Raw genomic sequence first — 25,254 nt, forward strand, 5'->3', positions numbered from 1 at the left:
TATTGTCCAAGCTCTCGGCCATGAGCACGATGCTGGACACCCTCGAATTCGATCCGGACCTGATCGCCCGCTACGACGGCACCGGGCCGCGCTACACCAGCTATCCGACCGCACCGCAATTCCATAGCGGTTTCGATGAAGCGGCGCTGCGCACGGCGGCCAGGGCGTCCAACGACGAACCGATCCCGCGCCCGCTGTCGCTGTACGTGCACGTACCGTTCTGTTTCAGTCCCTGTTTCTACTGCGGCTGTCATCGCGTGATCACGCGCGACGCCGCCAAGGCCGACCGTTATCTGGAGCAGCTCTATCGCGAGATCGAATTGGCCGCGCCACTGTTCGATCGCGACCGGCCGGTGAGGCAGCTGCACTTCGGCGGCGGCACGCCCAATTTCCTGGATATCCGCCGCATGGCGGAACTGATGGATTGCCTGGCGCGGCATTTCAGTTTCCTCGGCGGCGAAGAGCGCGAGTACGGCATCGAACTGGACCCGCGTTTCGCCGATGCCGGCTACGTGCGCGCGCTGGGGCGGCTGGGTTTCAATCGCGTGTCGGTGGGCATCCAGGATTTCGACCCGGCGGTGCAGGAGGCGGTCAACCGCCTGCAGACCGAAGCGCAGACGCGCGAGGTGATCGACGCGGCGCGCGACGCCGGTTTCCGTTCGGCCAGCGTGGATTTGATCTATGGCCTGCCGCGGCAGAGCGTGGACGGTTTTCGCCGCACGCTGCGGCAGGTCGTCGACCTGCAACCCGATCGGGTGGCTGTCTACGGCTACGCGCATCTGCCGGCACTGTTCAAGGCGCAGAACCAGATCGACCCGGCCGAGCTGCCCGATCCGGCCACCCGCCTGGCACTGCTGCGTACGGCGCTGGAGGTGCTCATCGCTGCCGGCTACATCTATATCGGCATGGACCATTTCGCCCGCGCCGACGACGAGCTGGCGCGCGCGCAGCGGGCGGGCAGCCTGCAGCGCAACTTCCAGGGCTATTCGACCCATGGCGGTTGCGACATCGTCGGCCTCGGGGTGAGCGCGATCAGCCGCATCGGCGACAGCTACAGCCAGAACGCGCGCGACCTGGTCGGTTATTACGCCGCCCTCGACAGTGGCCGCCTGCCGGTAGCGCGCGGTCTGGCGTTGAGCGAAGACGACCTGATCCGACGCGAGGCGATCAACCAGCTGATGTGCCATGGCCGGCTGGACAAGGCCGCGTTCGGTGCGCGCCATCGCGTGCTGTTCGAGGTGTATTTCGCCGAAGCGCTGGCGCGCCTCGCGTCGATGCAGGCCGACGGCCTGGTACGCGTGGACGAGCGCGAAATCCGCGTGACGCCACGCGGACGCATGCTGTCGCGGATCATTGCCATGTGCTTCGACGCCTATCTCGGCGGCGCGCAACCGGCGCCGCGCTATTCGCGCACCATCTGAGCGGCGAGCCACGGATGCGCCGGTGCTTCCCGGCCGCGCGCAGCGACCGGCACGCTGACGATCAGGCGCACGTGGCCGGAGGTTGCCATTCGCCGCTGTCCGCGCATGCGCGCAGCGCCTCCAGCCAACGCTCGGGATGGATCGCCCGCGCGGCGCGCCAGTTCGGATCGAACAAAGTCTGTTCGTAGCGTTCGCCCCGGTCGCAGAGCAGGGTGACGATACTTCCCGCTTCGCCGCAGGCACGCATGGCCGAGGCCAGCTGCAGGCATGCGATGAGGTTGGTTCCCGACGAGCCGCCGTAGCGGCGGCCGAGGCATGCCTCCAGGAACAAGGCCGCGGCGATGGAGGCAGTGTCCGGTACTTCGATCACATGATCCACGACGTCGAACAGGAAGCCTGGTTCCACCCTGGGCCGGCCGATACCTTCGATCAGCGTCGGCTGCGTGGCGCAGGCGTCGCGATCGCGCGTGCGCCAGCCTTCCGCGAACGCGGCGCCCGTCGGCTCGGCCACGCACAGCCAGCTGTCCAGGCGGCGGTAGCGCAGGTAGCGGCCGATGGTGGCCGAGGTGCCTCCGGTGCCGGCGCCGCAGACGATCCATGCCGGCACGGGCCAGGGCTCGAGGCGCAGCTGGCCCAGGATGGATTCGGCGATGTTGTTGTTGCTGCGCCAGTCGGTGGCCCGCTCGGCGAGCCCGAACTGGTCGAGGTGGCAGGCGCCGCGCGCGGCATGCTCGGCGGCGCGCGCGTGCACCTGCGCCGGATCGTCCACCAGCTCGCAGGTGCCGCCCAGCGCCTGCACGTCGCGGATCTTTCCCGGCGCGGTGGCGGCCGGCATCACGGCGATGAAGGGCAGGCCGAGCATCCGCGCGAACCACGCCTCGGCGATCGCCGTGCTGCCGGATGAGGCATCGACCACGGTCTGTCCTTCCGCCAGCCGTCCATTGCACAGCGCATACAGAAACAGCGAGCGCGCGAGCCTGTGCTTCAGGCTGCCGCTGGGATGGGACGACTCGTCCTTGAAGTAGAAAGGAATATGCGCAAAGCCCGGCAGCTGCAGCTTCAGCAGGTGCGTGTCGGCCGAACGCGCCGCCTCCTGCGCGAGATGCTCCAGCGCCTCGTGCACCCAGCGGCGAGCACGGCCGACACGCGGGAAATCGCGCTCGCCGTGGGGACGCATCGGCATGCTCATGCGCGCGGCCGCCTTCCGTTCATTTGCCCAGGGACAGCGTGCCCTTCATCAGCGCGGCATGGCCGGGGAAGGAGCAGAAGAAGGCGTAGGTCTGGCCGCCCTGCAGTTTGGCCACAGGTATCGTGGCCGTCGCGCTCTCGCCGCCGCCGATCAGCTTCGTGTGCGCGATCACGCGCGTGTCGCCGGGCTTGAGGTAATCGTTGTCCGCGCCGGCCTTGGCGCCGTCGGCATTGATGCCGGCCTCATCCGCCGTAGCCGCCAGCACCCAGTTGTGGCCCATGGCGGCCCTGGGCAGCTTGCCGGTGTGCTTGAGGGTTACCGTGAACTGCTTGCAGGTCTTGGGTACATCGATGCTCTTCTGATTGAATTGCATGGCGTCGTTGGCCTCGATGGTGGCCGAGCAGTCGGCAGCGAAGGCGGGGGAGGCGGCCAGACCCAGCAGGGCGATGGCGGCGAGCTTGCGGTACATGCGGGTAGTCCTTGATGGAGGGATACGGGGGCGAGCATCGGTTCGCGCCAGTCCCCTTGCCTTGACCTGGATCAAGCATGGCAAGGGCCGAACGCCGCGGCCTGGCGCATTCCATCCCCGGATTTGCGGCTTTCGTCGGCGCATGGCCGGTTTGGTCGCCGCTGCGGCGAAAGCGCGCAGGGACCGGGCTATGCTCCGCCGCGTCGATACCTCAGGGGCAAGCCTTCATGACCAGTTTCTTCTTCGTGATCCGCCTGGCGCTGGCCTGGCTGCTGGCCTACCTGTTCGCCGTGATCGTGTGGAATGGCGCGAACGATGGCTACCACGGCCCCGGCTGGCCGTTCGTGCTCATCGCCTGGGTCCTGCTGGGCATCGTGGTCACCGGGGGCTTTTCCCATGTGCGGCGCGTGCGCTTGATCGCCGGCCGCGTGGATGCCGCCACGCTGAGCAGCCGCCAGCGCCGGCAGGTGGAGATTCCCTTCGAGGCGGGCGAGGCCTTCCGCGTGCTGGATGCGGCCATCCGCGAACTGCCGCGCACCGAGTCCATCGAAAGCGCCCCGGACAGCCTGCAGGTGCGCGCCAAGGTGCGCCGCCTCGATCCCTACGGCAACAAACAGCCCCGGCGCTTCTCGCTGTTCGGCTGGTTCAACCACCGCGACAACCAGATCCTCGCCACGGTGACGCCGGGCGATGGCAGCAGCAGCGTCACGCTGATCTGCGAACCGTGCAGCGGCGCGTGGAGCGACTGGTTTCGCGTCGACGACGGCACCAACCTGGAGAACGCCGAAGCGATCACTCGCGCCATCACGCGCCGCGTCGCCGGTCATCGCCGCGGCGAGCAGGCCGCGGCGCGGCAGACCGCGACGGAGAAGGAGCTCACCGTCGCGCGGCTGAACCTGCTGCACGCCCAGGTGGAACCGCACTTCCTCTACAACACGCTGGCCAGCGCGCAATACCTCACGCGCACCGACCCGGCGCGCGCGGACCAGATGCTGGGCCACCTGATTACTTACCTGCGCCACTCGCTGCCGCGTACGGACGAGGCCTTGTCCACGCTGGGGCGGGAGCTGGAGCGCTCGCAGGCTTATCTGGAGATCCTGCGCATCCGCATGGGCGAGCGCCTGCAATTGCAGATCGACGTGGCATCCGAACTGCACGCCACGCCGCTACCGCCGATGATGCTGCAGACCCTGGTGGAGAACGCGGTCAAGCACGGCCTGGAACCCAAGCCGGGCGGCGGCACCATCTGGCTGCTGGCCCGCGCACGCGACGGTGTCGTATCCGTCACCGTGGCCGACGATGGCCTGGGCTTCTCCGACGCGGGCAGCGGTACCGGCATCGGCCTGAAGAATGTGCGCGAACGCCTGGCCCTGGTGTATGGCGGTGCCGGTTCGCTATCGATCGTGGGCAACTTCCCCAGCGGCGTCGCCGCGACGATCAGCGTGCCGGCCGCGTTCGCCGCGGAGGCCGTCCATGGCTAAGTGCGTGATCGCCGAAGACGAGCCGCTGCTGCGCCAGGCGTTGCGCGAACAGCTGGAGCGCGCGTGGCCCGCGCTCGACATCGTCGCCGAGTGCGAAGACGGCGCCGAGGCGCTGGACGCCATCGCCGATCATCGTCCCGAGGTCGCCTTCCTGGATATCCGCATGCCCGGCCTCACCGGCCTGGAAGTGGCCGCGGGCGCGGCCGAGGCCAGCCCGGCGACGCAGGTGGTGTTCGTCACCGCTTATGACCAGTACGCCGTGGATGCCTTCGAGCGCGGTGCGATCGATTACCTGCTCAAGCCGATTGCCCCCGAACGCCTCGCCGCGACGATCCGGCGCATCCAGGCGCGCCTCGCCGGCGGCGACGCGTCCGGCGAAGCGCTGGCGGCGCTGCTGCGCCAGTTCGATGCGGGCCGGCTCGCCATGGCGCCGCGCACGCCGCTGACCTGGGTCACGGCCAGCGCGGGGCGCGAGACGCGGCTGATCATGATCGACGACGTGCTGTATTTCCGCGCCGACAACAAATACACCACGGTGATGACGGCCGAAGGCGAGGCGCTGCTGCGCAAGCCCATCCGCGAGCTGCTGGCGGTGCTGGACCCGACCGTGTTCAAGCAGATCCACCGCTCCACCATCGTCAATTTGAAGGCCGTCGCGTCCATCGTCCGCGATGACACCGGCAAGGGCACGCTGCGCCTGAAGCAGCGGCCGGAAACGCTGCTGGTGAGCCAGCCCTTCATGACCTTGTTCCGCCACATGTGACCGCGCGATCAACGCGAAGGAGGCGAACGATGCGCAACATACTGGCCATGCTGTATTACCTGTTCGCGGTCGTCGGTTGTTCCGGTGGCCGCGTCACCGACATCCGCAGCGAGAGCGACGGGCGCGATGTTCTGCACGGAAGGATCGAAGTGAGCGCGGAGGTGGCGAAGTTCGAATGCCTGGCCAGTTCGAGCGGGCAGTGCCACTTCTCGCTGTTCGATCCGTCCTGCGCCGATCCGTCGCGCACCTGCGACAAGCCGCCGGAGCGCTTCGCGCTGGCGGAAGGCGCGAGCCGGGAGATCGTCGGATTGCCCCAGGGCTTCCAGCCGTGCGTCGACAGCACAGGGCAATCATTGGGTGCGGATTGCAAGGCCGCGCCCTGACGCAGATTCAATCCGCGCCGATAGCCAGCAAGGCCTTCTCAATCACTTCATCGCGCCCCGCGCGGAACCCCGCGACGGTCTGCTCCGCCGGCACGTCCGGCGCGACGCCCAGCAGATGGATACGCGAATGCCCGTCGTGCCTGGTCACGCGCATGCCGGTGTAGCGCACGTAATAGCCGCCCGGCGTAAAGAAGGCCTGGATGTTGCCGCTGGTGCCGGCGCTGGTGCCACCGACGATCAGGCCAAGATGCTCTTCATCCACGTAACCCAGTACCGAGTCGGCGAAGCTGATCGAGTTGCCGCCGGCGAGGAACACGGCGCGGCCGCGCAAGCGCGGCGTGGCCGGTGTGAGATTCCAGCCGGCATCGTCGGAGCCGGCGATCCGGCCGAACGGGCCATCGACGTAAGCCAGGTGACTCCACGGCGCATGCTCGGCGTGCTCGAGCAGATGGCTCAGTACGAACACCGGCGCATCGTCCCTGGGATAGTTGCGCAGGTCGAACACCACGGCGTCGGCATCGACCAGACGGTCCATGTAGAGCTGCAGGTCGCTGGTGCCGGTGCGGCTGAAATCGACGTACCACACGCGCGGGCGCAGCTCGGCGATCGGCGCGGGCAGGACGGCGCTGGCCAGGCCCGCGGAGGAGAGGCCGTCGTAATGCACGGCGACATCGATGCGACGGCCCGCGCGCTCCAGGCGCAGCGGCAACGCGCTGCCCATCGGCGCGGATTTCAACTCGATCATCGCGCGCCACGGCCGCCATTGCGGCGATCCGGAGGCGAGACGCGTCGCGCGCTCCAGCCACTGTCTTGCCGGCATGCCGTCGAGCGCGACGATGCGGTCGCCGGGCAACACGGCAGGATCGCGGCTGGCCGTGACCAGCAAGTGGCCCTGGATCGGTTCGATGCGCAGCGGCAGATTGCCGTTGCGCGCCTGCCGATCGATCACCTGGCCGTGGCCATCCTCCGCCGCCGCGATCAGGCGCCGCAATGTGTCGCGCTGCTCGTCGCGCGTCCCCGGCCGGTTGGCTTCGCGCAGGCGCGGCAACAGTTGCGCATCCCAGTCGACGTCGAGGTCGACCCAGTACGGATAGAAGTGGCGCAGGACATTCCAGGTGATCAGCACGTCGGCCTGCCGCTGCGCGGGCGCCAGGGTCGCGCCGGGCGCCGGTACCGACTGATCGAGGCGTGCCTTGAGCACATCCAGCGCCAGCCGCTGCGCGGGCGTCACCGCCGCGTCGGCGGGCGCAAGGTCCAGCGGCACGCGCGCCTTCCAGCCATCGCCGAGCGGAAAATCCACCACACGCCCAAGCGTCGGCGGCACCGGGTAGAGCACCGCCTCGGGTGCATCGTAGGGCGAGCCTGGCGGCGTGGGCGTGGGCGGATACGAAGCGGCGAGGCCGGCGCGATGCGAGCGTTTGGCCTGATAGAACGAATCCGGACTCACCCCGTCCGCATAGCCGACGTGCTGCCACAGGATGCGCGACGGATCGTTCACCGCCGGCGGTACGGGCGGGTAGGGCTGGCCCTCGGGAAGGATGATCACGCCCGGCGCGAAGGGCGCGAACAGCTCGCGCAGCGTCTGCCCCAGCGCGCGATGGTTCGGTGCAGCCTGTGCCTGTTGCGCGCCGTAGACGGCGAAGCGGTTCCAGTCGATTTCCTGCAAGGCATCGCCGGGATGGAAGTGGCGCACCACGCCGTACAGCCGCGCGAACGCGGCGACCTGTTCGGCGCCACGCGTGCCGCTGTCGGCCTCCGCGTCGGCGGCGACGGCAGGCACGAACGCGGCAAGAGACAACAGCAAGCCCAAGGTCCGCAGCATCGTCATGGGGACTCTCCGTGGTGTCGTGTTGCAGGTGGGCGCTGCGCTGCGCGGGCGCCTTTGGAAGCGCGTGCGTCTACGGCTGCGAGAAATCCAGATTGACCGGCGCGGAGGGATAGACAGGGCGGCCGATGCCGGTGACGGGCACGTCCTTGCTCACTTCTTCCAGCTTAAAATCGTCGGCCAGCACTTCGCCCTTGCCCTCGAGCAGGAAGCCGAAGGCGATGAGTTCGGCGTTCTGCGGCACGTCCAGCACGATGTCGTAGCGCTTCCAGTCGGTGTCACCGTGCAGGGAGCGCTTGTCCATGTTGTCGAAGCCCACAGTCTGGTGCCCGGCCGCGTCGATGCGCATCCACATGGCGGCGCTGTTGGCGTCGCGTGTGCTCAGGTAGCCGGACAGGCGCAGTCGTTTGCCGCGGTAGGCCTCGGCGCCGATGCTCTGCATCATCGTGCCGAAGCCGTGCACCTGCGGCAGGGCGCGGATATAGGCGTTGCGGTCGCCGGCGCGGCGATCGCCGGGGCGCGCGCTCATCTCATAAGCCTCCGGCGCCGAGCCGGCGGCGTGCCAGCCCTTGGGCGGCTCGGCGGCATGGACCGGGGCGATCAGCAGCGCGGCGGCGAGAGCGAGGACGGTGCGTCGGGTCATGGCAGGGTTCCGAAGGTGTCGTGGCGCAGCTCCACGCCATAGCTGGCGTCGAGCCTGGACGAAGGTGGCGTGATATCCATCTGCAGCAGATAGGCGCGGGTGGCCTCGTCCGCGTCGGACATGCGATGGCGCGGCATGCCGTGCTGCGCGGCCAGCCACAGCGCGAGGCTGGCCGCGAAGGCCAGGCCCAGCCACGGCCAGGCGTGCAGGGTGGACGTGCGCTTCTCGGCTTCGCGCAGGACGCGCGCATCGAGGCGCCTGGGCGCGGTTTCGTTGGCGCTCTGGCGGTACAGCGCGACCAGTTCGTCGAAGGCTTCGTCATTCATAGCCATGGCTCCAGCGCTTCGCGCAGACGCTGCTGCGCATAGCGCAGGCGGCTCTTCACGGTTTCGCGCGGCACGCCGGTGGCCAGCGCGATGTCCTCCAGGCTCAGGCCGCCCTCGGCCTTCATCAGGAACGCCTCGCGCTGCGGCAGCGGTAAGGCGCGCACGGCGCGCTGCAGCGCATGGCCCAGCGCGTCGTTGTGGGCATGGCCTTCGGGCGAAAGTCCGGCAGCCGGCGTGCTTTCGTGCGCGGACTGCATGTTGTCGGCGCCCGCCGCGTGCACGCCATCCGGCGCGTGGCGGCCGAGCGCGCGCCAGCGGTCGGCGGCGCGCCGGTGCGCGATGGAGAACAGCCATGAAGCAAAGGATGCTCCCGGCGCGTAACCGTGCTTGCCGCGCACCACGGCCAGCCACACCTCCTGGAACACTTCCTCCGCTTCTTGCGGATGCGCCGCCAGACGCAAGGTGTAGCGGTAGAGCTTGTCGCGGTAGCGCAGGTACAGCACACGGAAGGAGCGCTCGTCCCCGTCCTGCCAGCGCAGCATGCAGTCTTCGTCGGCCACCGCGTCGATGCGCAGCGGCGTGGCCATCACGATTTCGTCCTGCGCCAGCCAGGGCCATTGCGCCTGCAGGAAGCCGATGGCGTCGGCGCGGGGCCAGTCGCTGGGCACGGCATGGGCGGTCATCGGGATCCCTTCCTCGGTCGCTGTCTATCCAGGGTATTCGCTGCAAACCGGGAAATGGGGTTAATCGCGTTGTCTGCCTCATTCTCCCGGGGTGGAATCGTTTCCCTTCGGGTACCGCTGAAGAGCCGGCAGGTCGGGGTTCGCCGATGGCTCACCCCGACCTGCGCTTCTCATGCCTCGGCCTGGCGCTTCTTGCGCTCTTCCCGCAGTTCCAGCCATTCGTACAGTGTCGGCAACAGCACCAGCGTCAGCAGCGTCGAGGTGATCAGGCCGCCGACCACCACGGTGGCCAGCGGGCGCTGGGTCTCGGCGCCGACGCCGGAGGACAGCAGCATCGGCACCAGGCCGAGGATCGCCACGCTGGCCGTCATCAGCACCGGTCGCAGGCGCAGCGCCGTGCCGCGCATCACCGCTTCGCGCACGGACAAGCCCTGGCCGCGCTGCTCGTTGAGGAAGCTCACCAGTACGATGCCGTTGAGCATCGCCACGCCGAACACGGCGATGAAGCCGATCGCCGAGGGCACCGACAGGTACTGCCCGGTGATGGCCAGGCCCACGATGCCGCCGATCGTGGCGAACGGCACGTTGGCCAGGATCAGGGCCGCGTATCGCATCGAATGGAAAGCGGTGTAGAGCAGGATGAAGATGAAGAAGATCGTCGCCGGCACGATCAGCGCCAGCCGCTTCAGCGCGCGCTGCTGGTTTTCGAACGCGCCGCCCCATTCGGTGTAATAGCCGGTCGGCAGCTTCACTTTCTGCGCGATGGCGGCTTCGGCCTCGCGCACGAAGCCGTCGATGTCGCGGCCGCGCACGTCCATCTGGATCACCGCATAGCGTTGCAGCTGCTCACGGCGGATGAAGGAATACCCTTCGGCCTGGCTCACTTCGGCCACCTGCGACAGCTGCACCAGGGCGCCGCTGGCCGAGCGGATCGGGATGCGCTCGATCGCCGGCAGCGAATCCTTGCTGGCCTCGTCCAGTCGCACGGCGATATCGAAGCGCCGCACACCGTCCAGCAGGGTGGATACCGGTTCGCCGCCGATACCGTTCTTCACCACGGTGAGCACGTCCTGCGCGTTGAGGCCATAGCGGGCCAGCGCCTCGCGGTCGACGCGGATGCGGATCTGCGGCTTGCCGAGATTGGCTTCCAGGGCGAGGTCGGCAACGCCGGGCACGCCCGCCAGCACATCCTTGATGCGGCCGCTGAGCCGGTCCAGTTCGCCCAGGTCGTCGCCGTAGAGCTTGAGCGCCAGGGTGGCGCGCACGCCGGAGATCAGTTCTTCGATGCGCATCTGGATCGGCTGGGTATAGCTCACCACGGCGGTGGGCAGGGCGGCGCTCAGTGCCTTCTGCATGTCCGCTTCGATGCTTTCCAGGGTCTGGCCCTTGCGCCATTGATCCTTCGGCTTGAGCGGCGTGTATACCTCCATGTAGTTCACGTCCGCCGTCTCGCCTTTCTCGGCACGGCCGATCATGGCGAGCGTGGTGTCGACCTCGGGGAATGTCTGCTTGACCAGGGTTTCGACCTGCTTGGAGATCGCGATCGATTCGTCCAGCGACGCCGACGGGATCGAGGTGATGCGCCACATGATCGAGCCTTCCTTGAGATTGGGCATGAACTCCTTGCCGAGGAAGGGGAACAGCGCGAGGCTGCCGATCAGCGCGGCGACGGCGATGGCCACCACGGTGCCCCGACGCGCCAGCGACCAGTTCAGTACGGCCGCATAGTGGCGCTTGAGGAAGGCCACCAGCCGCGTGTCCTTTTCCTGCTTGGGTTTGAGCACGAGTGCCGCAAGCACGGGGATCAGCGTCAGCGCCAGGATCAGCGAGCCGGCCATGGCGAAGCTGATGTTGAAGGCCATCGGCTTGAACATCTTGCCTTCCAGCCCCTGGAGGCTGAACAGCGGCAGGAACACCACGATGATGATCAGGATCGCGAACGCGATCGGATTGGCCACCTCGCGCGCCGCCGCCAGCACCGCCGCGGTGCGGTCCACCGGCAGGCCGTGCGCCTTGCGCTCGGCCATGATGCGAAAGGCGTTCTCCACCATCACCACGGCGCCGTCCACCATCATGCCGATGCCGATCGCCAGGCCCGCCAGCGACATCAGGTTGGCCGACAGGCCTGCCTGCTCCATGCAGATGAAGGCGATCAGCATGGCCAGCGGCAGTGCGACCACCACCACCAGCGCACTGCGCAGTTCGCCGAGGAACAGGAACAGCACCAGGGCGACCAGCACGGAGCCTTCGACCAGCGCGCGAACGGCGGTTTCCACGGCCTTGTTCACCAGCTCCGTGCGCTCGTAGACGGGCTTGACCAGGGTACCTTCGGGCAAGGCCTGCTTGACCGTGTCGAGCTTCGTCTTGACCGCATCGACCACGTTCTTGGCGTTCTCGCCGATGCGCGCCAGCGCCTGTCCCAGTACCACCTCCTTGCCGTCGCGGGTGACGGCGCCGGTGCGCGGGGCGCCGGCTTCGGTGACCGTGGCGACATCGCGCACGTAGACCGGCGTGCCGTCTTCGCTCTTCAGCACGATGCTGCCGATATCGCGGCCGTCCTTGACCAGTCCGAGGCCGCGCACCAGGTACTGCTCGCGGCCGACGTCGACGAAGTTGCCGCCGACCTGGGCGTTGTTCGCCTCGAGCGCTTCCATCACCTCCTTGAAGCCGAGCTTGTGCGCGATCAGCTTCATCGGATCGATGCGCACCTGGTACTGCTTCTCCTGGCCGCCCCACGAAGTAACGTCGTCAACGCCGGGGGCGGTGCGCAGGATCAGGCGGATGGTCCAGTCCTGCAGGGTGCGCAGGTCCATGTCGTTCGGCGCGTCCTTCAGCGTGTCGTCCGCGCGTTCGACCGTGTACCAGAACACCTGGCCCAGGCCCGAGGTATTGGGGCCCATCTCGGGTTTGCCGTAGCCGGCGGGCAGGCGGTCGCCGACTTGCTGCAAGCGCTCGTTGACGAGCTGGCGGGCGAAGTAGATGTCCATGTCGTCTTGGAAATAGACCGATACGTAGGACAGGCCGAACAGGCTGACCGAGCGGATCTCCTGCACCTTAGGCAAGCCGGCGAGCGCGGATTCGACCGGCGTGGTCAGCAGTTGCTCCACGTCTTCGGCGGCCAGGCCGGAGGCCTCGGTGTAGACGTTGACCTGCACCGGCGTGACGTCGGGAAAGGCATCGATCGGTAGCGAGCGCACGGCCCCGTAGCCGGCGATGCCGACCACCAGGAACAGGATCAGCACCAGCAGCTTGTAGCGCAGGGAGAGTTCGACGAGGCGTCCGAGCATCATTCTTCTCCCAGCTGCGAGCGCAGCAGCCGCGCCTTCAGCGCGAAGGCACCCTGGCGCACGTAGGCGGTGCCGGCCTTGAGTCCCTGCCTGATCTCCACCCAGCCGTCGCGGGCTTCGCCCACCTGCACCGGCGCCGGCTCGAACTGACCGTTGCCCTTGGCGACGAACACCGTGGTCTGGTTCTGCAGCAGGATCACCGCGTCGGCCTGCACCGCCAGCACCGGCTTGCCGGCGCCGACCGCCAGCCGCGCATCGACCAGTTCGCCTTGATGCAAGAGGTCGTCGCGATTATCGACTTCGATGCGCACGGGCACCGTGCGCGTTCGCTCGTCGGTCTGATGCGAGCGCTGCACCACCTTGCCGGGCAGCGATTTGCCATGCACCAGGATGCGCGCGTCGCCACCCTGTTTCACGCGTTCGGCGTCCGCCGGCGGCAGTTGCGCCTCCACCCACACGGAGTCTTCCTGGACCAGGGTGAACAGCATGCGGCCCGCATCCACGCGTTCGCCGACCAGAAACTGATCGTTGGTGATGCGGCCGCTGGATGGCGCGAGCAGTTCATAGCTGCCGTCTGCGTTGGCCGAGCCCTTGCGCAGGACGTTGCGGATCTGTCCGTCCGAGAGGCCGTAGGCGCGCAGCTTGGCCTGCGCCTGGTCGCGTTGCACTTTCACTTCGGTATAGCGCCGGCCCGACACGGCCTGCGGGCCCAGCGAAGCCACGCGTTGCCAGTCCTGTTCAGCCACGATCAGTGCGCCCTGGGTTTCGGCAACCTGCACGCTGGACAGCACGACCAGCGGCTGACCGGCCTTGACCACATCGCCGAGCTTGGCCAGGCGCTTGATCACCATCGATTCGATGCGCGGGGAAACCAGCACCGTCGAATAGGCATCGGCCTTGACCTCGCCCGGCGCCTTGATTTCGTCGGTGAGGTTGCGCGAGCCGAGCGTGGCCACGTCGATGCCCGCTTCCTTCACGGCCTGCGCGTCGAGCGCGAGCGGATTGCCGGCGGGCGCCTGCGGATTCTCTGCGGCGTGCGCGGACGCGAGAGCCGCGGTGACGGCAAGGCAGAACAGCGTGTTGCGGAACAGGAAGCGGCTCATGGGGAAGCATCCTTGGTGCTGCCATCGACCCAGTCGGTGAGACGGCCGGCGGCGGAGAGATAGTCGAACCAGGCTTGCCAGGCCTGGCTTTCGAGGTCGAGGCCCGACAGCGCGGTATCGAGGCTTTGCTTGAGCTGCACGAGGTAATCGGAGGTGCCGATCTCACCGGCGCGCCAGAGCTTTTCCAGCAGCGCCGTGCGTTCGTCGAACGCCGCGGCACGACTGACGCGGAACGACCGCGCGGCGCCGAGCAGCGCGTCGTAGCGCGCCTGCGCCTCGCGCAGTCGCGCTTTCGCGCCCAGCCGCTGCGCCTGCACGCCGGCCGATGCGGCGTCGGCTTCGGCGCGCGCGGCATCGACTTCGGCGCGTCCCGTATTGAGCACGGGCAGCGGGATGGCGACGCTCAAGCCGATGACGCGGTCGTTCACCGGCCCGTTGCGGACCTGGCCGCCCGTCAGGCTGATGGTCGGGTCGGGGATGCGTGCGCGCCGCGCCACCTGCACGCCGGCTTCGGCACTGGCTTGCAGCGAACGCGCCTTGACCAGTTCGGGATACGCATCCAGGTGCAGGGGGGCGATGGTGACGGAAGCCGGCGGCAAGGCGGTGGGCAAGCTGCCCGCGCTGGTGACTGCGTCGCCGCCGATCGCGGCAAGCGTGGCGCTGGCTGCTGCTTCGTTGCCGATCAGCGAGGCTTGCTGGATCTGCGCTTCGCCCAGCGCGAGGCCGGCCAGGTCGCGTTCGGGGCTGCTGATGTCGCCGACCTTGAGTCGCTGCACGGCGAGTTCGTCGAAGCGGCGCATGAGTTCCACGCGGCGCTCGCCGAGTTCGCGCTGTCTGGATGCGAGCGCCAGGGTGGACCATGCCTTCAGCCAGCGCGTGGCGATATCCCGGCGCAACAAATCGTAGCCCGCCTGGCTGGCCTGCAGCTCCGCCGAGCCCTGGCCGGCGCGCGCTTTGCGCTTGCCGGAAAGATCGAGCGCGAGGCTCAGGCCTGCCGTGCGTCGGTTGACATCGGCATTCTCGGCGTCAAGCGATAGCGTGGGGTTGTAGAGCGGCTGCGCGGCAGCGCGCGCCCGCGCTTCCGCGGCCCGCAGATCGGCGCGTGCGACCTGTACGTCGGGACTGTTGTCCCAGACGGCGCGGATCGCCTGCTGCAGCGAAGGCGCGGCGGATGCGGCGGGTGGTGGATCGATTGTCGATGAAACCGGCGAGGCACCGGTGGCACCGGCGTAAAGCACGCAGGCAACCCCGAGCAGGGCTGCGCGAAAAACGAACATGATGGGTGTCTCCTAAAAACCGTCAGGACGCGCGGCCATGGGATCGGCGGCGCGGTGTCGAGGGTTTTCAGGCGGCGATGGGAGGGCGCAGCAGGGACGCCATCCGCGCGGATCGGTGATCGACGGGCGCGGGCGGCAGATCGAAGGGAATGGTTTGGGCGGTGACGCTCAACATCACCATCGTCGGCACCGGTGCGGCGTGGGTGCAGGCGCAATGGCAGGAGCCGCCTTCGCCGAGCAGGCAGTCGCCGCCGCTATCGCTGTCCGGCGTCGCCGCCGCATCAGCCAGTACGGCCGCGGAGCGCTGTGTCTCCTTCACGTCGGCAAAGCGCGCGCCATCGGCGGCACACAGCGTGCCGCCGACCAGCTTGATCATCAACGCGAACACGGCCAGCAGCCACAGGCCGCGATAGCGGCGCAGGCGGGTCAACCATGGTCGGGATGCGCGAGACATAGGCCGTCATCGTAGAGGGCGATCTATGTGTTAGACAATTTCATCCCTTGCGCCGCGATCGGCGCGTGCTCAGAAACCGAGTTCGCTCAACTCCGGATGCCCATCCGGCCGCCGTCCCGCCGGCCAGTGATACTTGCGCTCCGCTTCGGCGATCGGCTTGTCATTGATGCTCGCGTGGCGGTTGATCATCAGTCCGTCGTCGTTGAACTCCCAGTTCTCGTTCCCATAGCTGCGATACCACTGGCCCGCATCGTCGTGCCATTCGTAGGCGAAGCGCACGGCGATGCGGTGACCGCCGAATGCCCACAGCTCCTTGATCAGGCGGTAGTCCAGCTCGCGGTCCCACTTGCGGCGGAGAAAGGCCTTCACCGCTTCGCGGCCGTCGAGGAATTCGGCGCGGTTGCGCCAGTGCGTGTCTTCCGTATAGACCAGCGCGACGCGTTCGGGGTCGCGGGTGTTCCATGCGTCTTCGGCGAGGCGCACTTTTTGCCGCGCCGTTTCCAGGGTGAATGGAGGAAGGGGAGGACGGGTGGTCATGGGATGCCTCGGCGAGGAAGAGGGGAGTCGTCAAGCCTGGCTACGATAGCGGCTCTGTTCCACCGCAGGCTTACGGCGCTACCCGCGGTTCCGCCTCGTAGGCACGTCGCAAGGTGGCGACGAAGGCATTGGCCTCTGGCAGGTCGATGCCGCCCATGCGATGCACCGGCACGGCCGGCGTCCACGAATTCATCACGACGGCGCCAGCCATCCCGTCGAGATCGTTCAAGGTCACGGCCTGCACCCGTTGCTCTATCCCGAGGCGCGTCAGTTGCCTGCGCAGGATCGCCATGGTCACGCCGGGCAGCATGTCGGCGTCCGGCCAGATGACGCCGGTGCCATCCCAGAACGCCATATTCCAGATCGACGCTTCGCTGATCCGTCCTTGGCGATCGATGAAGGCCGCGTCGTCGAAGCCCTGAGCGACGGCATCGCGCAGGTAGTACGTCTTGGCGATCTCGCCGACGTGCTTGATCCCCGGCAGCATACGCTCGTGCATCACGGCGGCCAGCGACAGCGGGCCGGCGGGACCGTCGGTAGGCGGGGCGGTGCGGATGAGAATGTCCAGCGGCGCGTCATGACGCGCGGTGAACTCGCCGGCAGGCGAATGGATGGTGGCGGTCAGCGAGAGATCGGCAGGACTGTCGGCCAGCGCGGTGCGCAGGTGGGTCCGTACCTGTTCATCCGGCAGGGCCTGGCCGAACAGCGCGAGCGAGGCTTGGCGCAAGCGACGCAGATGCAGGTCCATGCCACGGATACCGCCGCCGCGCACCTGTGCCGCGGTGAAGTGCGCGTAGCCGGCGAAAGCCAGCGGAGCCAAGGCGTTCGCGGTCGCGGGCTGGCCGTTGCGGTGGACGATGGCGGGAAAGGGGGCGGGCATCGAAAGCGGCTCCGGTTATGGGTGACTCAAGTCCATTGATAGTCACGTATTGCCATCATCCGGAAAAACGAATATTTCTTGACTGTCTTTCAAATTTGGCTTGAGGCAGATATGAGTCGGATCCTGCCCGGTACGCGCGCGTTGAGGACAATCGAGGCGGCGGGCCGTCATCTGAGTTTTACTCGCGCCGCCGAGGAGGTCGGGCTGACGCCGGCCGCCGTCAGCTACCAGGTCAAGGAAATCGAAGACCAGCTGGGCTTCGCCCTGTTCACCCGCCATCGGCGCGGCATCGAGCTGACGCCGGCGGGCACGTTGCTGTTCGAGGCGGTGGCCGATGCCCTGGGCGGCATGCGCCGCGCGGTGGCGCGTGCGCGCCGTACCATGCAGGAGGATGCGCCGCTGCGCATCTCCATGGCGCCGCGGTTTGCGACTAACTGGCTGATGCCGCGCCTGTCGCGTTTTCGCGATGCCCATCCCGGGTTGGACCTGAGCTTCGATGTCACCGACCGCGTGCGCGATTTCGACGAGGACGATGTGGACGTCGCGATCCGTTTCGGAAGAGGCGTGCATGAGCATGTGCATGCGGATTTCCTGTTCGGCACCGAAGTGGTCGCGGTCGGCGGCCCGGCGCTGCGCAAGGCCGGCAAGCGGCCCGCATCGCCACGCGAGTTGAGGCAGCACACGCTCTGCTATGTCGACTGCGAGACCGACGGCCTGACCTGGCCCGGTTGGCGCGCATGGATGGCCGCAGCGGGCGTGAAGAACTTCGACGACAGCCGCTGCGTGGCGTTCTCCGATACCAGCCATGTGGTGCAGGCCGTCGCCGACGGCGGCGCGATCGGTCTGGTCGAGTCGGCGATGATCGAGCCGGAGCTGGCGCAGGGACGCCTGGTGAAGCTGTTCGAACTGAGCGTGGCCTTGCCGGCGCCCTACGGGTACCGGCTGGTGTATCCGCAGAGCGCGGCGGGCGACGCTCGCGTGCAAGCCCTGCGCGAGTGGATGCTTGCCGAGGTTGCATCATCGACGCACATCGCAAGAGAGTGAAAAACATCACGAACCGCATTCACGCCGTCGTGATGTAGTCATGCGCAGCGGTGGCGGCGCGATGCTCCGCCATGTGGAGAGAGGGAAGCGATACATGCCCAGGGACCGGGAACATTCGCCGCTTTCGACAGCGGCAAGCGTGAAGCCTTCGTCGAGGCGGTTCCGTGCGTCCCCGTATTCCAGCGAGACTCAGCCGGCCTGTGTAGGGTGTGGCTTTCGTGATGGCTTTCGAAGGAGACGTACCGCCCATGGACAAGCTCGAGGAACTGATCGGACTGCTCGCCCGCGGCGAACTCGATCGCGAGGCGGTCGAAGCGCGCGCCGCCGCCATGCGCAACGCGCGGGAAGATCTCGACCTGGCCTGGTTGCGCGACGCCGATGAGGCGGAGCTGTTGCAGGCCTCGCTGCTGTCGCAGCTGAGCGACGTACTGATGGTGAGCGATCAACTGGACGACCTGCACGTGCGCATCAGCGAGGCGTTCCAGCCGGCGTTGCCGGGCTTTCCGTACGACCGCCGGGATTTCTGGCCCGACGACTACTTCGAGTGGCTGGACGAAGTGGTGATGCCGCGCGGGCGCGAGGTGATGATGCTGGGCAATCCGGAGGATCGCCTGACGGCGGCGGTGGTGCGGCGCGAGGATACGGCGCGGATCCTGGCGCTGGCGGAGGCGCTGGGGCTGATCGTCGAGAAATCCACGCAGCGGCGCTATGCGTGAGCGCGCGGTGCGTAGGTTGGGGTTCGCCTGCGACTCACCCCATCAACGCGGCTCGCTTCAACTTCGTCGGAGGTGGTGAGGACGAAGTGGTCGAGGTGGTCGATCATGGGCGGGCCTCCTGGTGGTCGACGGACTGCCAGAGATAGCGCGCGAACGCGCCTGCGGCACCGTCCGAAGGGTAGTGCGTGAAGCCGCCGATGAGTTTTTCGACGTCGCCGTCGCGCAGGCGCAGGTAGCTGACGCCGTGCGGCGGGACCGGCGGTCGGAGCGGTGGCTCGATCGGTTGTCCGTCGGCGTCGTACTTCACCGGATCGCCATTGGGATCGAGCTGCCAGGCTTCATTGGCGAGGCAGACGAGGCGTTCGATCTGTGCCGGCGTGAGCGCGCGCTCCACCACCGCTTCGTCCACGATGCGCCCTGACGAATCGGTGATGCGGCGCGTCCTGGCCCCGCGGGACTCCTGCGGCCAGGACGACGCATAAGGCGACGCCTCCGGCGAGCAACGGAACACGCGGTAGCCCTTGGCGCGATCCAGATCGACCAGCACGGTGGTGCTGCACCCCCAATTCCATGCGCCTGCCGCAACGCTGTGCACCGGCGGCGCCACGCCTTCCGGCGGTGTCGCGGAGAACATGGCTTCGTACTGGCTGATCCCGACGAAGGGCCGCTTCACGTGGCCAAAGGCCTGGCCGCCGTGGCAGTCGGTGACCGCGTGCGCGCCCGTTGCGAGGAGCAGAGGGAGCAGGAGTGGGACGGTCCGGGTCCGCATGCGTGTCGTTCCTTCGGTGGAGAGATAGTCAGTCTAAAGCGATCCGGCCAGCTCAGCCCCGGGCGGACTTGCGTGGGCGACCACCTTTGCGCCCGTTCTCCCGCGCGCTCCTGGCCTTGGCGGCGGAGCGTTTCTGTCCTCCCGCGGCGCCGAGCTGGCTGGCCATCCAGCGTTTGGTACCGAAGACGCCCTGCAGAAGGGCGGGCAGGTAGACGTCGGCGTCCAGCCGTGGCCAATGCAGGCCCAGCCCGGCCGGCGTGATGTCGATGTCACCGAGCTGGGCTGCCGTGGCATGCGCCAGTCCTTGCACCATGCGGACTGGAAAGGCGACTTCGATACCGGAAGACAACTCGATGGCGATACGTGCCTTGCGACGGTCGTAGCGCGCGGATACCGCATGCGCGGTTTCGCGCAGGGCGCCCATGCGTTGTTCCGCGTTCTTGAGTTCGTGGTCAGTAACGGCCATGGAGGTCCTTCCATGCCAGGCACAACGTGGTCGTGCTGGCGGACAGGGCGTTCTTGATCCGCCCCAGATCCGGGCGGCCGAAGCCGAAGCTCTCGCGAAGTTCAGCAGGTCCGGCCGGGCAGTGCAGAAGGAACACGGCTTCTCCATGTGGCCCGATGACGTGGACGTGAGCGGGTCGATGATCGTTGGGATACATCACCACGCGTAAACCATGCATGCGCAGAACGGTTGGCATTGGCATCCTACCAAAAACCCAAGCGGTTAGGATGTGGCGAAGTGGCGCGCATGCCGAGGGTGATACCGCCGAGTTCGGAGCCTGCCTAATCCATCCGGACAGTTTCGAAGTGGCCTCGAGCAGCGTCCGTGTCTGCTGCGATGCCTGCGACGAATATCAACAAACCTCCACAAGCGAACGCGCAGACTGCGCCGTTCGTGCGATGTGGACATCAGGGTGAACGCAGGTTCTATCCGGCGCCCATCGCGCGAATCCCCCGCCGGCATCGACCGGCGTTCCCCGCTTTCATGGAGATCCGCATGAAGAACCTGGCGTTGTGGAAGTTCGCCCCTTTGTTCGGCGCCTTGCTTGCCGCTTTGCCCGTGGCCCAGGCCCGCGCCGACGGCCATACCTACTACGTCGCCACCACCGGCAGCGATAGCGCGGCCGGTACGCTGGACGCGCCATGGCGCACCATCGGTCGCGCGGCGCGCGGCGTGATGCCGGGCGATACGGTGTATGTGCGTGGTGGTACCTATAACGAGACGATCGACGTGAATACGTCCGGCTCGGCGGCGGCCGGGCCGATCGTGTTCGCCAGCTATCCGGGCGAAAAGGCCGCGGTGAGCGGCACCGGGCTGACCGTGCCGGCCACCATGCGTGGCCTGTGGAACCTCAACAACGTCAGCTACGTGACAGTACAGGGCTTCGACGTCGGCGACTACAGCACGGCCAGCACCAAGGGCACGCCGGTGGGCATCTACGTCAACGGCGGCGGCACGCAGGTGAGCCTCCTGAACAACCGCGTGCACGACATCGTCAATCGCACGGAGAGCTGCCCTGACGGCAACGCGTTCGGTATCGAGGTGTACGCCAACGACGCAGCCAACTCGATCAACCACCTCACCATCAGCGGCAACGAAGTGGACCATCTGCGCACGGGTTGCAGCGAGTCGTTGTCGCTGACCGGCAACGTCGAGCAATGGACGATCAGCAACAACGCCGTGCACGACAACGACAACATCGGCATCGCGGCGCTTGGCTTCGAGACCATGTCAGGCATCAACGGCGGCACCTTCCAGAGCCAGGCGCGCGACGGCACGATCAGCGGCAACACGGTCTACAACATCAGCTCGCAGGGCAACGCGGCGTACCCGGCCGGCGATTACTCGGCCGACGGCATCTATGTGGAAGGCGGCACGCGCGTGCTGATCGAGCGCAACCTGGTGAACCGGGCGGACCTCGGCATCGAGCTGGCGAGCGAAACCAAGGGCAAGTTCAGCAGCAACGTGACAGTGCGCAACAACCTGGTGATGTTCTCTAACGTTACCGGCATCTCGCTCGGCGGCGCCGCGGCCAGCAACGGCGGCATGCAGAACGCCACCATCGTCAACAACACTTTGTTTCGCAACGATGCGCTGGCCACCGGCAGCGGCGAGCTGCAGATCCAGTTCCATGTCAGCGGCACGGTGTTCGAGAACAACCTGCTGTATGCGACCAGCGACGGGCTGCTGGTGAACTTCTGGCCCAGCACCACCGCCAATCCCGGCTACGGCAACCCGGGCACGCTCGATCGCAATCTGTACTTCGCCGACGGCGGCACCGGCAACGCCAACTGGGTGTGGCTGGGGCGCAGCTATACCGGCGTCAGCGGCTATCGCACGGCCAGCGGGCAAGACAAGACCACGCTGCTGGTCAATCCGCAGTTCGCCAGCCTCACCTTGCCGGATCTGCACGTGAGCAGCACGTCCGCCGCGCGCGGCGCGGGGTTGGTGCTGCAGGCGTCGACGACAGGCACGGTGGATTACGACGGGAATCCGCGCCTGAGTTCCACGGGGACGATCGACATCGGCGCCTACCAGCAACCGTAACGAACCCCAACGGTGCGGCCCCGGGGCGGCGGCGTAGGTTGGGGTGAGCGCAGCGAACCCCAACGGTGCAGCCCTCGGGGCCGCGGCGTAAGTTGGGGTTCGCCTGTTGGCTAACCCCAACCTGCGTAACGTCTTCTCAACCCTGCTTCACCGTATTCGCCGGCACGAACGTATAGCCCATCGCCTGCAAACCTTCGACGATCTGGTGCAGATAGTTGATGTCGAGGTACGGGTGGAAGAAGAAGCTCTGCACACTGTCCTGTACCACCACGTTGCGCTGCGCGCTGTACAGGATGTCAGCCGGGAAGCGCGGCGGGTTATGGTTGAACTCCTGCGTCTCCACGTTGCCTAGTTGCTCGCCGATCACCACGGTGCCGTAGATATCGCGCACCAGATACGGGAAGAACTGGCCGTAGATCTTGGTGTAGTCCGGGGCGCCTGTGCCGCAGGCACCGTTCGGGCACCAGCCGGCCGCGTAGAGGCCGCGGTCGTAGCGCACGCCGAATTGGGTGTTGAACACCTGGTAATCGATCGCCGATGCGGCATAGTGCGGCGGTTCGAAGATAGTCGGCGCAAGGAAGCCCGCGGCGGCGAACTCCAGTAGTCCGTTGATCAGGCGGCCCTGTGCCCATAGCGCGGAATCCTCGGCCACGGGCGTGTCGTAAATGACATAGTTGTCGGTGCTGATATGAGCGCGGTAGAACTCGAAGTCGTCCGCGCTGACGCCGCTGTAGGGATTGGCTACGTTGGAATACTGATGCGTGTAGCCATGCATGATGATGGTGCCGCCCTTGGACTGCATGTACTTGAGCGCATTGACCACGCCGCGTGCCTGCGAGAGATGCTCAGTCATCGGCACGCCATTGTTGTAGTAGCCGTTGGGGTCCTTGTAGAGCGGAATTACCGCCACCGAGAACGGCACATGTTTGCTGTACAGATAATCGGCAATGGCGCGCAGCTGCGCAGGGTCATCCGTCGCGTTGACGTCCTCGATGCGCACCAGCGCGCGCTTGCGCGCGAGCATGGCCGGGTTGGACACCTTGCCGATCAGGTCGGCCGCGACCAGGTAGCGATCGTTCGGGCCGACATAGCTGAAGGGGATTTCGCCGATGTAAGTCAGGTTGGCGCCTGTGGTGGCCCAGTTCACGGTGCCCCCGGTGTCATTCGTTGCCACCGCCACCGCCTGCGCCTTGGTCGCGTCGTTGATCACCGTCTGCAGCAGGCCCGACGGCACCGACAGGGCGTTTCGCTGCAAGGCCACGCCCTTGTAGTTCACGGTGAGGGTGTTGGTGAAATCGAAGAACATCGGCGTGAAGCCGTACTGCGCGGCGAAGTTCGGCGAGCGCGCGGCCAGTTGCCAGATGTTGTCGTTCATCCATAGCACGGGCTTGGTGGTGGCGAGCACGTCGTCGAGCAGTGCGGTGGGCAGCGGCTCGCCGTAGGTGGAACCGACATAGATCAGCCCGGTGTAACCGTTGAGCTGGCCAGCCACGTAGCTGACCGCCGGCAGCAGCGTGTACTTGCTGCCGTGCGAGGCAAGCTGGCCGGCCATGACGCCGTAGGCTTCGCCAAGCCAGCCCCAGGTCCCGGTGCTGTCGTACAGCACCAGCGTGCTCTGGTTGGCGTTGGCGCCAGGCGCGCCGGCAAAGGCGTTGGGCACGCCGCCCAGCAGATTGCCCTGCAGCGACGATTGGCGGATGCCCGACGTGGTCGATGTCGTCGACGTCGTGGCGAGCATCGCCGCATTCTTCTGCGTCCTCAGGTTGGACAGCGTCGAAGACGGCGGCGGTGGCGGCGCGGGAAGCAGGTGGGTGCCCATGTTTTCGAAGGCATGGGCAGGGGAGACCGAGCCGGCGGCAGCGACGAACACCAAGGCGGCGCTGGCTAGGACGTACCTCAGAACTGAGGGTTTGGGGCGGGACCTGGTCATGGGAGTTCCTCTCATGCTGCGATGGAATCGACGCACGTCGCATTGCCTGGCGCGTGCGCGCTAAGGCTGGAGTGCGATCGCATTCCAAAGTCCCAGGTCCCTGTTCCCGAGCGTGGAGAGGCACCGCCCCCACGCTGAAGCTTACGGACGCGCGGGTCACGTTTTTATTGGCCTGTCGAGGTATGGCTTTCAGTCAATCGCGGCGAGCGCCGGGGGCGGGCCAATATTCGGGCCGAACGCACGCCTGACCAGTCACGCAACCACGCGGACTCCTTCAGCCGACAACGTCTACATCCGGGGACCAGGGACCCCGGACGAGCCAGCTTCTCCGCCGGGGAGGTTGGGGCTCGCCGGACACCTGGCCGCGGAATCCGCATCGCTTTCCTTGAGGGGGGAGGAGCCATGCAGGACATCCTTATCATCTGCGGCACGCGCCCGGAGATCATCAAGCTCGCACCGGTGTATCACGCGCTGCGCGACAGCGGCTGGGCACGCCCGTGCTGGCTGCATACCGGCCAGCACGGCGACATGGCGCGGCAGATGCTGACCTGTTTCGACATCGAGCCGGATATCGAGCTGGAACGCGGCGGCGAGAGCCTGGCCGAGTTCAGCACGCGCTGCCGCACGCTGCTCGATGGCGTGATGGCCAGCCGCGACTGGTCGCTGGTGATGGTGCAGGGCGATACCGAAAGCACGTTTCTCGGCGCGCTGGCCGGCTTCTACAACCACGTTCCGGTGGCCCATGTAGAAGCCGGTTTGCGTACCTACGACCTGTCGCGCCCATTCCCCGAGGAAGGGCTGCGCCAGATGGTCAGCCGCATCGCGAGCTTCCATTTCGCGCCGACGCAGCGCGCCGCGCAGGCGCTGCACGCCGAGGCGGTGCCGGCCGACCGTGTGTTCGTCACCGGCAACACGGTGATCGACGCGCAGCACTGGGTGACGCATCGCCGGCGCATCCGGCGCGGCGTGGAAGGGCGTGGCCACCTGCTCGTCACCGCGCATCGCCGCGAGAACTGGGGCAGCGACCTGCGCGAGATCTGCTACGCCATCGCCGATGTGGCCAGCCACCATCCGGAGCTCGACGTGCTGTTTCCGGTGCATCTGAATCCAGTGGTGAGCAAGCCGGTCCACGCGATCCTCGGCGAGCTGGGCAATGTGCGCCTGAGCGCACCGTTCGATTACCTGCGCATGCAGCAGGCGCTGCTGGACGCCTGGCTGGTGCTGACCGATTCCGGCGGACTGCAGGAAGAGGCACCCACCTTCGGCGTGCCGCTGCTGGTGCTGCGCACCGAAACCGAGCGGCCCGAGGCGATCGAGGCAGGCTGCGCGCGGCTGGCTGGCACGCGCCGTGCATCGATCGTGGGGCAGATCGAGAAGCTGTGGGAGGACCAGGAGGCCTACGCCGCGATGGCGCGCGCGGGCAATCCCTTCGGCGACGGGCAGGCCAGCGGCCGCATCGTCGACGTGCTGCAGGGGGCGCTCGAAGGCGAACGCCGGCGCGAGGCGGTCTGATCGAAATCCGA

Annotated in this window: 24 protein-coding genes; 8 read left to right on the forward strand and 16 right to left on the reverse strand. The window is 67.2% G+C overall.

Annotated features, from left to right (window positions below; all coding sequences use genetic code 11):
* Window positions 1–20: 20 nt before the first annotated feature.
* Complete coding sequence (gene hemN, locus ACNR9O_RS06030) at window positions 21–1,421, forward strand: oxygen-independent coproporphyrinogen III oxidase (protein WP_473682164.1); 1,401 nt, start codon at window positions 21–23, stop codon at window positions 1,419–1,421.
* A 61-nt stretch (window positions 1,422–1,482) separates the two neighbouring features.
* Here the strand turns inward: hemN and ACNR9O_RS06035 are convergent, their stop codons facing one another.
* The gene (locus ACNR9O_RS06035; protein WP_473700752.1) at window positions 1,483–2,604 is read right to left on the reverse strand and encodes a PLP-dependent cysteine synthase family protein; all 1,122 of its coding nucleotides are present in this window, start codon (window positions 2,602–2,604) and stop codon (window positions 1,483–1,485) included.
* Window positions 2,605–2,629: 25 nt separating this feature from the next.
* Window positions 2,630–3,079 carry an azurin gene (gene azu, locus ACNR9O_RS06040; RefSeq protein WP_473682162.1) on the reverse strand — a complete coding sequence of 150 codons (450 nt, stop codon included), beginning with the start codon at window positions 3,077–3,079 and terminating at the stop codon, window positions 2,630–2,632.
* 227 nt (window positions 3,080–3,306) lie between these two features.
* On the opposite strand from azu, the gene ACNR9O_RS06045 reads away from it, so the two are divergent.
* From ACNR9O_RS06045 to ACNR9O_RS06055, 3 genes are read left to right on the forward strand one after another with little or no spacing between them, the layout of a single operon-like run.
* Window positions 3,307–4,560: a sensor histidine kinase gene (locus tag ACNR9O_RS06045; protein ID WP_473682161.1), complete on the forward strand. Its 1,254-nt coding sequence runs from the start codon at window positions 3,307–3,309 to the stop codon at window positions 4,558–4,560.
* Entirely contained in the window at window positions 4,553–5,323 is a 771-nt protein-coding gene (locus ACNR9O_RS06050; RefSeq protein ID WP_473682160.1) for a LytR/AlgR family response regulator transcription factor, read from the forward strand. Before ACNR9O_RS06045 ends, ACNR9O_RS06050 begins: the two co-directional genes overlap by 8 nt.
* Window positions 5,324–5,352: 29 nt before the next feature.
* On the forward strand, window positions 5,353–5,706 hold the full coding sequence (locus tag ACNR9O_RS06055) for a hypothetical protein (protein ID WP_473682159.1): 354 nt from the start codon (window positions 5,353–5,355) through the stop codon (window positions 5,704–5,706).
* 7 nt (window positions 5,707–5,713) lie between these two features.
* Here ACNR9O_RS06055 and ACNR9O_RS06060 read toward each other — a convergent pair whose 3' ends face one another.
* The 10 genes from ACNR9O_RS06060 to ACNR9O_RS06105 form a co-directional block, all read right to left on the reverse strand.
* Window positions 5,714–7,534, reverse strand: a complete 1,821-nt coding sequence (locus ACNR9O_RS06060) for a S41 family peptidase (RefSeq protein WP_473682158.1) — start codon at window positions 7,532–7,534, stop codon at window positions 5,714–5,716.
* A gap of 70 nt (window positions 7,535–7,604) precedes the next feature.
* Window positions 7,605–8,174, reverse strand: a complete 570-nt coding sequence (locus ACNR9O_RS06065) for a hypothetical protein (RefSeq protein ID WP_473682157.1) — start codon at window positions 8,172–8,174, stop codon at window positions 7,605–7,607.
* A complete protein-coding gene (locus ACNR9O_RS06070; RefSeq protein WP_473682156.1) occupies window positions 8,171–8,500 on the reverse strand; it encodes a hypothetical protein in 330 nt (109 codons plus the stop codon). Before ACNR9O_RS06070 ends, ACNR9O_RS06065 begins: the two co-directional genes overlap by 4 nt.
* The gene (locus tag ACNR9O_RS06075; protein WP_473682155.1) at window positions 8,497–9,183 is read right to left on the reverse strand and encodes a sigma-70 family RNA polymerase sigma factor; all 687 of its coding nucleotides are present in this window, start codon (window positions 9,181–9,183) and stop codon (window positions 8,497–8,499) included. Before ACNR9O_RS06075 ends, ACNR9O_RS06070 begins: the two co-directional genes overlap by 4 nt.
* Window positions 9,184–9,353: 170 nt before the next feature.
* Window positions 9,354–12,470 (reverse strand): efflux RND transporter permease subunit, encoded by a 3,117-nt coding sequence (locus ACNR9O_RS06080; RefSeq protein WP_473700753.1) that lies wholly within the window; start codon window positions 12,468–12,470, stop codon window positions 9,354–9,356.
* On the reverse strand, window positions 12,470–13,573 hold the full coding sequence (locus ACNR9O_RS06085) for an efflux RND transporter periplasmic adaptor subunit (protein ID WP_473682153.1): 1,104 nt from the start codon (window positions 13,571–13,573) through the stop codon (window positions 12,470–12,472). Before ACNR9O_RS06085 ends, ACNR9O_RS06080 begins: the two co-directional genes overlap by 1 nt.
* Window positions 13,570–14,850: a TolC family protein gene (locus ACNR9O_RS06090; RefSeq protein ID WP_473682152.1), complete on the reverse strand. Its 1,281-nt coding sequence runs from the start codon at window positions 14,848–14,850 to the stop codon at window positions 13,570–13,572. The genes ACNR9O_RS06085 and ACNR9O_RS06090 overlap by 4 nt, the downstream gene beginning before the upstream one ends.
* A 67-nt stretch (window positions 14,851–14,917) precedes the next feature.
* Complete coding sequence (locus ACNR9O_RS06095) at window positions 14,918–15,280, reverse strand: hypothetical protein (RefSeq protein ID WP_473682151.1); 363 nt, start codon at window positions 15,278–15,280, stop codon at window positions 14,918–14,920.
* Window positions 15,281–15,373: 93 nt separating this feature from the next.
* The gene (locus ACNR9O_RS06100; protein ID WP_473682150.1) at window positions 15,374–15,841 is read right to left on the reverse strand and encodes a nuclear transport factor 2 family protein; all 468 of its coding nucleotides are present in this window, start codon (window positions 15,839–15,841) and stop codon (window positions 15,374–15,376) included.
* Between the two features lie 70 nt (window positions 15,842–15,911).
* Window positions 15,912–16,721: an aminotransferase class IV family protein gene (locus ACNR9O_RS06105; protein ID WP_473682149.1), complete on the reverse strand. Its 810-nt coding sequence runs from the start codon at window positions 16,719–16,721 to the stop codon at window positions 15,912–15,914.
* A gap of 111 nt (window positions 16,722–16,832) precedes the next feature.
* Between ACNR9O_RS06105 and ACNR9O_RS06110 the strand changes: the two genes are divergently transcribed.
* Together ACNR9O_RS06110 and ACNR9O_RS06115 are read left to right on the forward strand one after the other, a co-directional pair.
* The gene (locus ACNR9O_RS06110; protein WP_473682148.1) at window positions 16,833–17,765 is read left to right on the forward strand and encodes a LysR substrate-binding domain-containing protein; all 933 of its coding nucleotides are present in this window, start codon (window positions 16,833–16,835) and stop codon (window positions 17,763–17,765) included.
* A gap of 248 nt (window positions 17,766–18,013) precedes the next feature.
* Window positions 18,014–18,481 carry a hypothetical protein gene (locus tag ACNR9O_RS06115; RefSeq protein ID WP_473682147.1) on the forward strand — a complete coding sequence of 156 codons (468 nt, stop codon included), beginning with the start codon at window positions 18,014–18,016 and terminating at the stop codon, window positions 18,479–18,481.
* Between the two features lie 103 nt (window positions 18,482–18,584).
* Here ACNR9O_RS06115 and ACNR9O_RS06120 read toward each other — a convergent pair whose 3' ends face one another.
* From ACNR9O_RS06120 to ACNR9O_RS06130, 3 genes are read right to left on the reverse strand one after another with little or no spacing between them, the layout of a single operon-like run.
* Window positions 18,585–19,250, reverse strand: a complete 666-nt coding sequence (locus tag ACNR9O_RS06120; RefSeq protein ID WP_473682146.1) for a hypothetical protein — start codon at window positions 19,248–19,250, stop codon at window positions 18,585–18,587.
* Window positions 19,251–19,302: 52 nt separating this feature from the next.
* On the reverse strand, window positions 19,303–19,716 hold the full coding sequence (locus ACNR9O_RS06125) for a DUF2442 domain-containing protein (protein ID WP_473682145.1): 414 nt from the start codon (window positions 19,714–19,716) through the stop codon (window positions 19,303–19,305).
* Entirely contained in the window at window positions 19,703–19,951 is a 249-nt protein-coding gene (locus ACNR9O_RS06130) for a DUF4160 domain-containing protein (RefSeq protein ID WP_473682144.1), read from the reverse strand. Before ACNR9O_RS06130 ends, ACNR9O_RS06125 begins: the two co-directional genes overlap by 14 nt.
* A gap of 299 nt (window positions 19,952–20,250) precedes the next feature.
* On the opposite strand from ACNR9O_RS06130, the gene ACNR9O_RS06135 reads away from it, so the two are divergent.
* Entirely contained in the window at window positions 20,251–21,801 is a 1,551-nt protein-coding gene (locus ACNR9O_RS06135) for a right-handed parallel beta-helix repeat-containing protein (RefSeq protein WP_473682143.1), read from the forward strand.
* Between the two features lie 136 nt (window positions 21,802–21,937).
* On the opposite strand, the gene ACNR9O_RS06140 is transcribed toward ACNR9O_RS06135, so the two are convergent.
* Window positions 21,938–23,731 carry a DUF2334 domain-containing protein gene (locus tag ACNR9O_RS06140; RefSeq protein ID WP_473682142.1) on the reverse strand — a complete coding sequence of 598 codons (1,794 nt, stop codon included), beginning with the start codon at window positions 23,729–23,731 and terminating at the stop codon, window positions 21,938–21,940.
* A gap of 402 nt (window positions 23,732–24,133) precedes the next feature.
* Between ACNR9O_RS06140 and wecB the strand changes: the two genes are divergently transcribed.
* Entirely contained in the window at window positions 24,134–25,243 is a 1,110-nt protein-coding gene (gene wecB, locus ACNR9O_RS06145; protein WP_473682141.1) for a non-hydrolyzing UDP-N-acetylglucosamine 2-epimerase, read from the forward strand.
* Window positions 25,244–25,254: the final 11 nt, after the last annotated feature.

The sequence above is a fragment of the Dyella sp. CR10 genome (assembly GCF_055814425.1).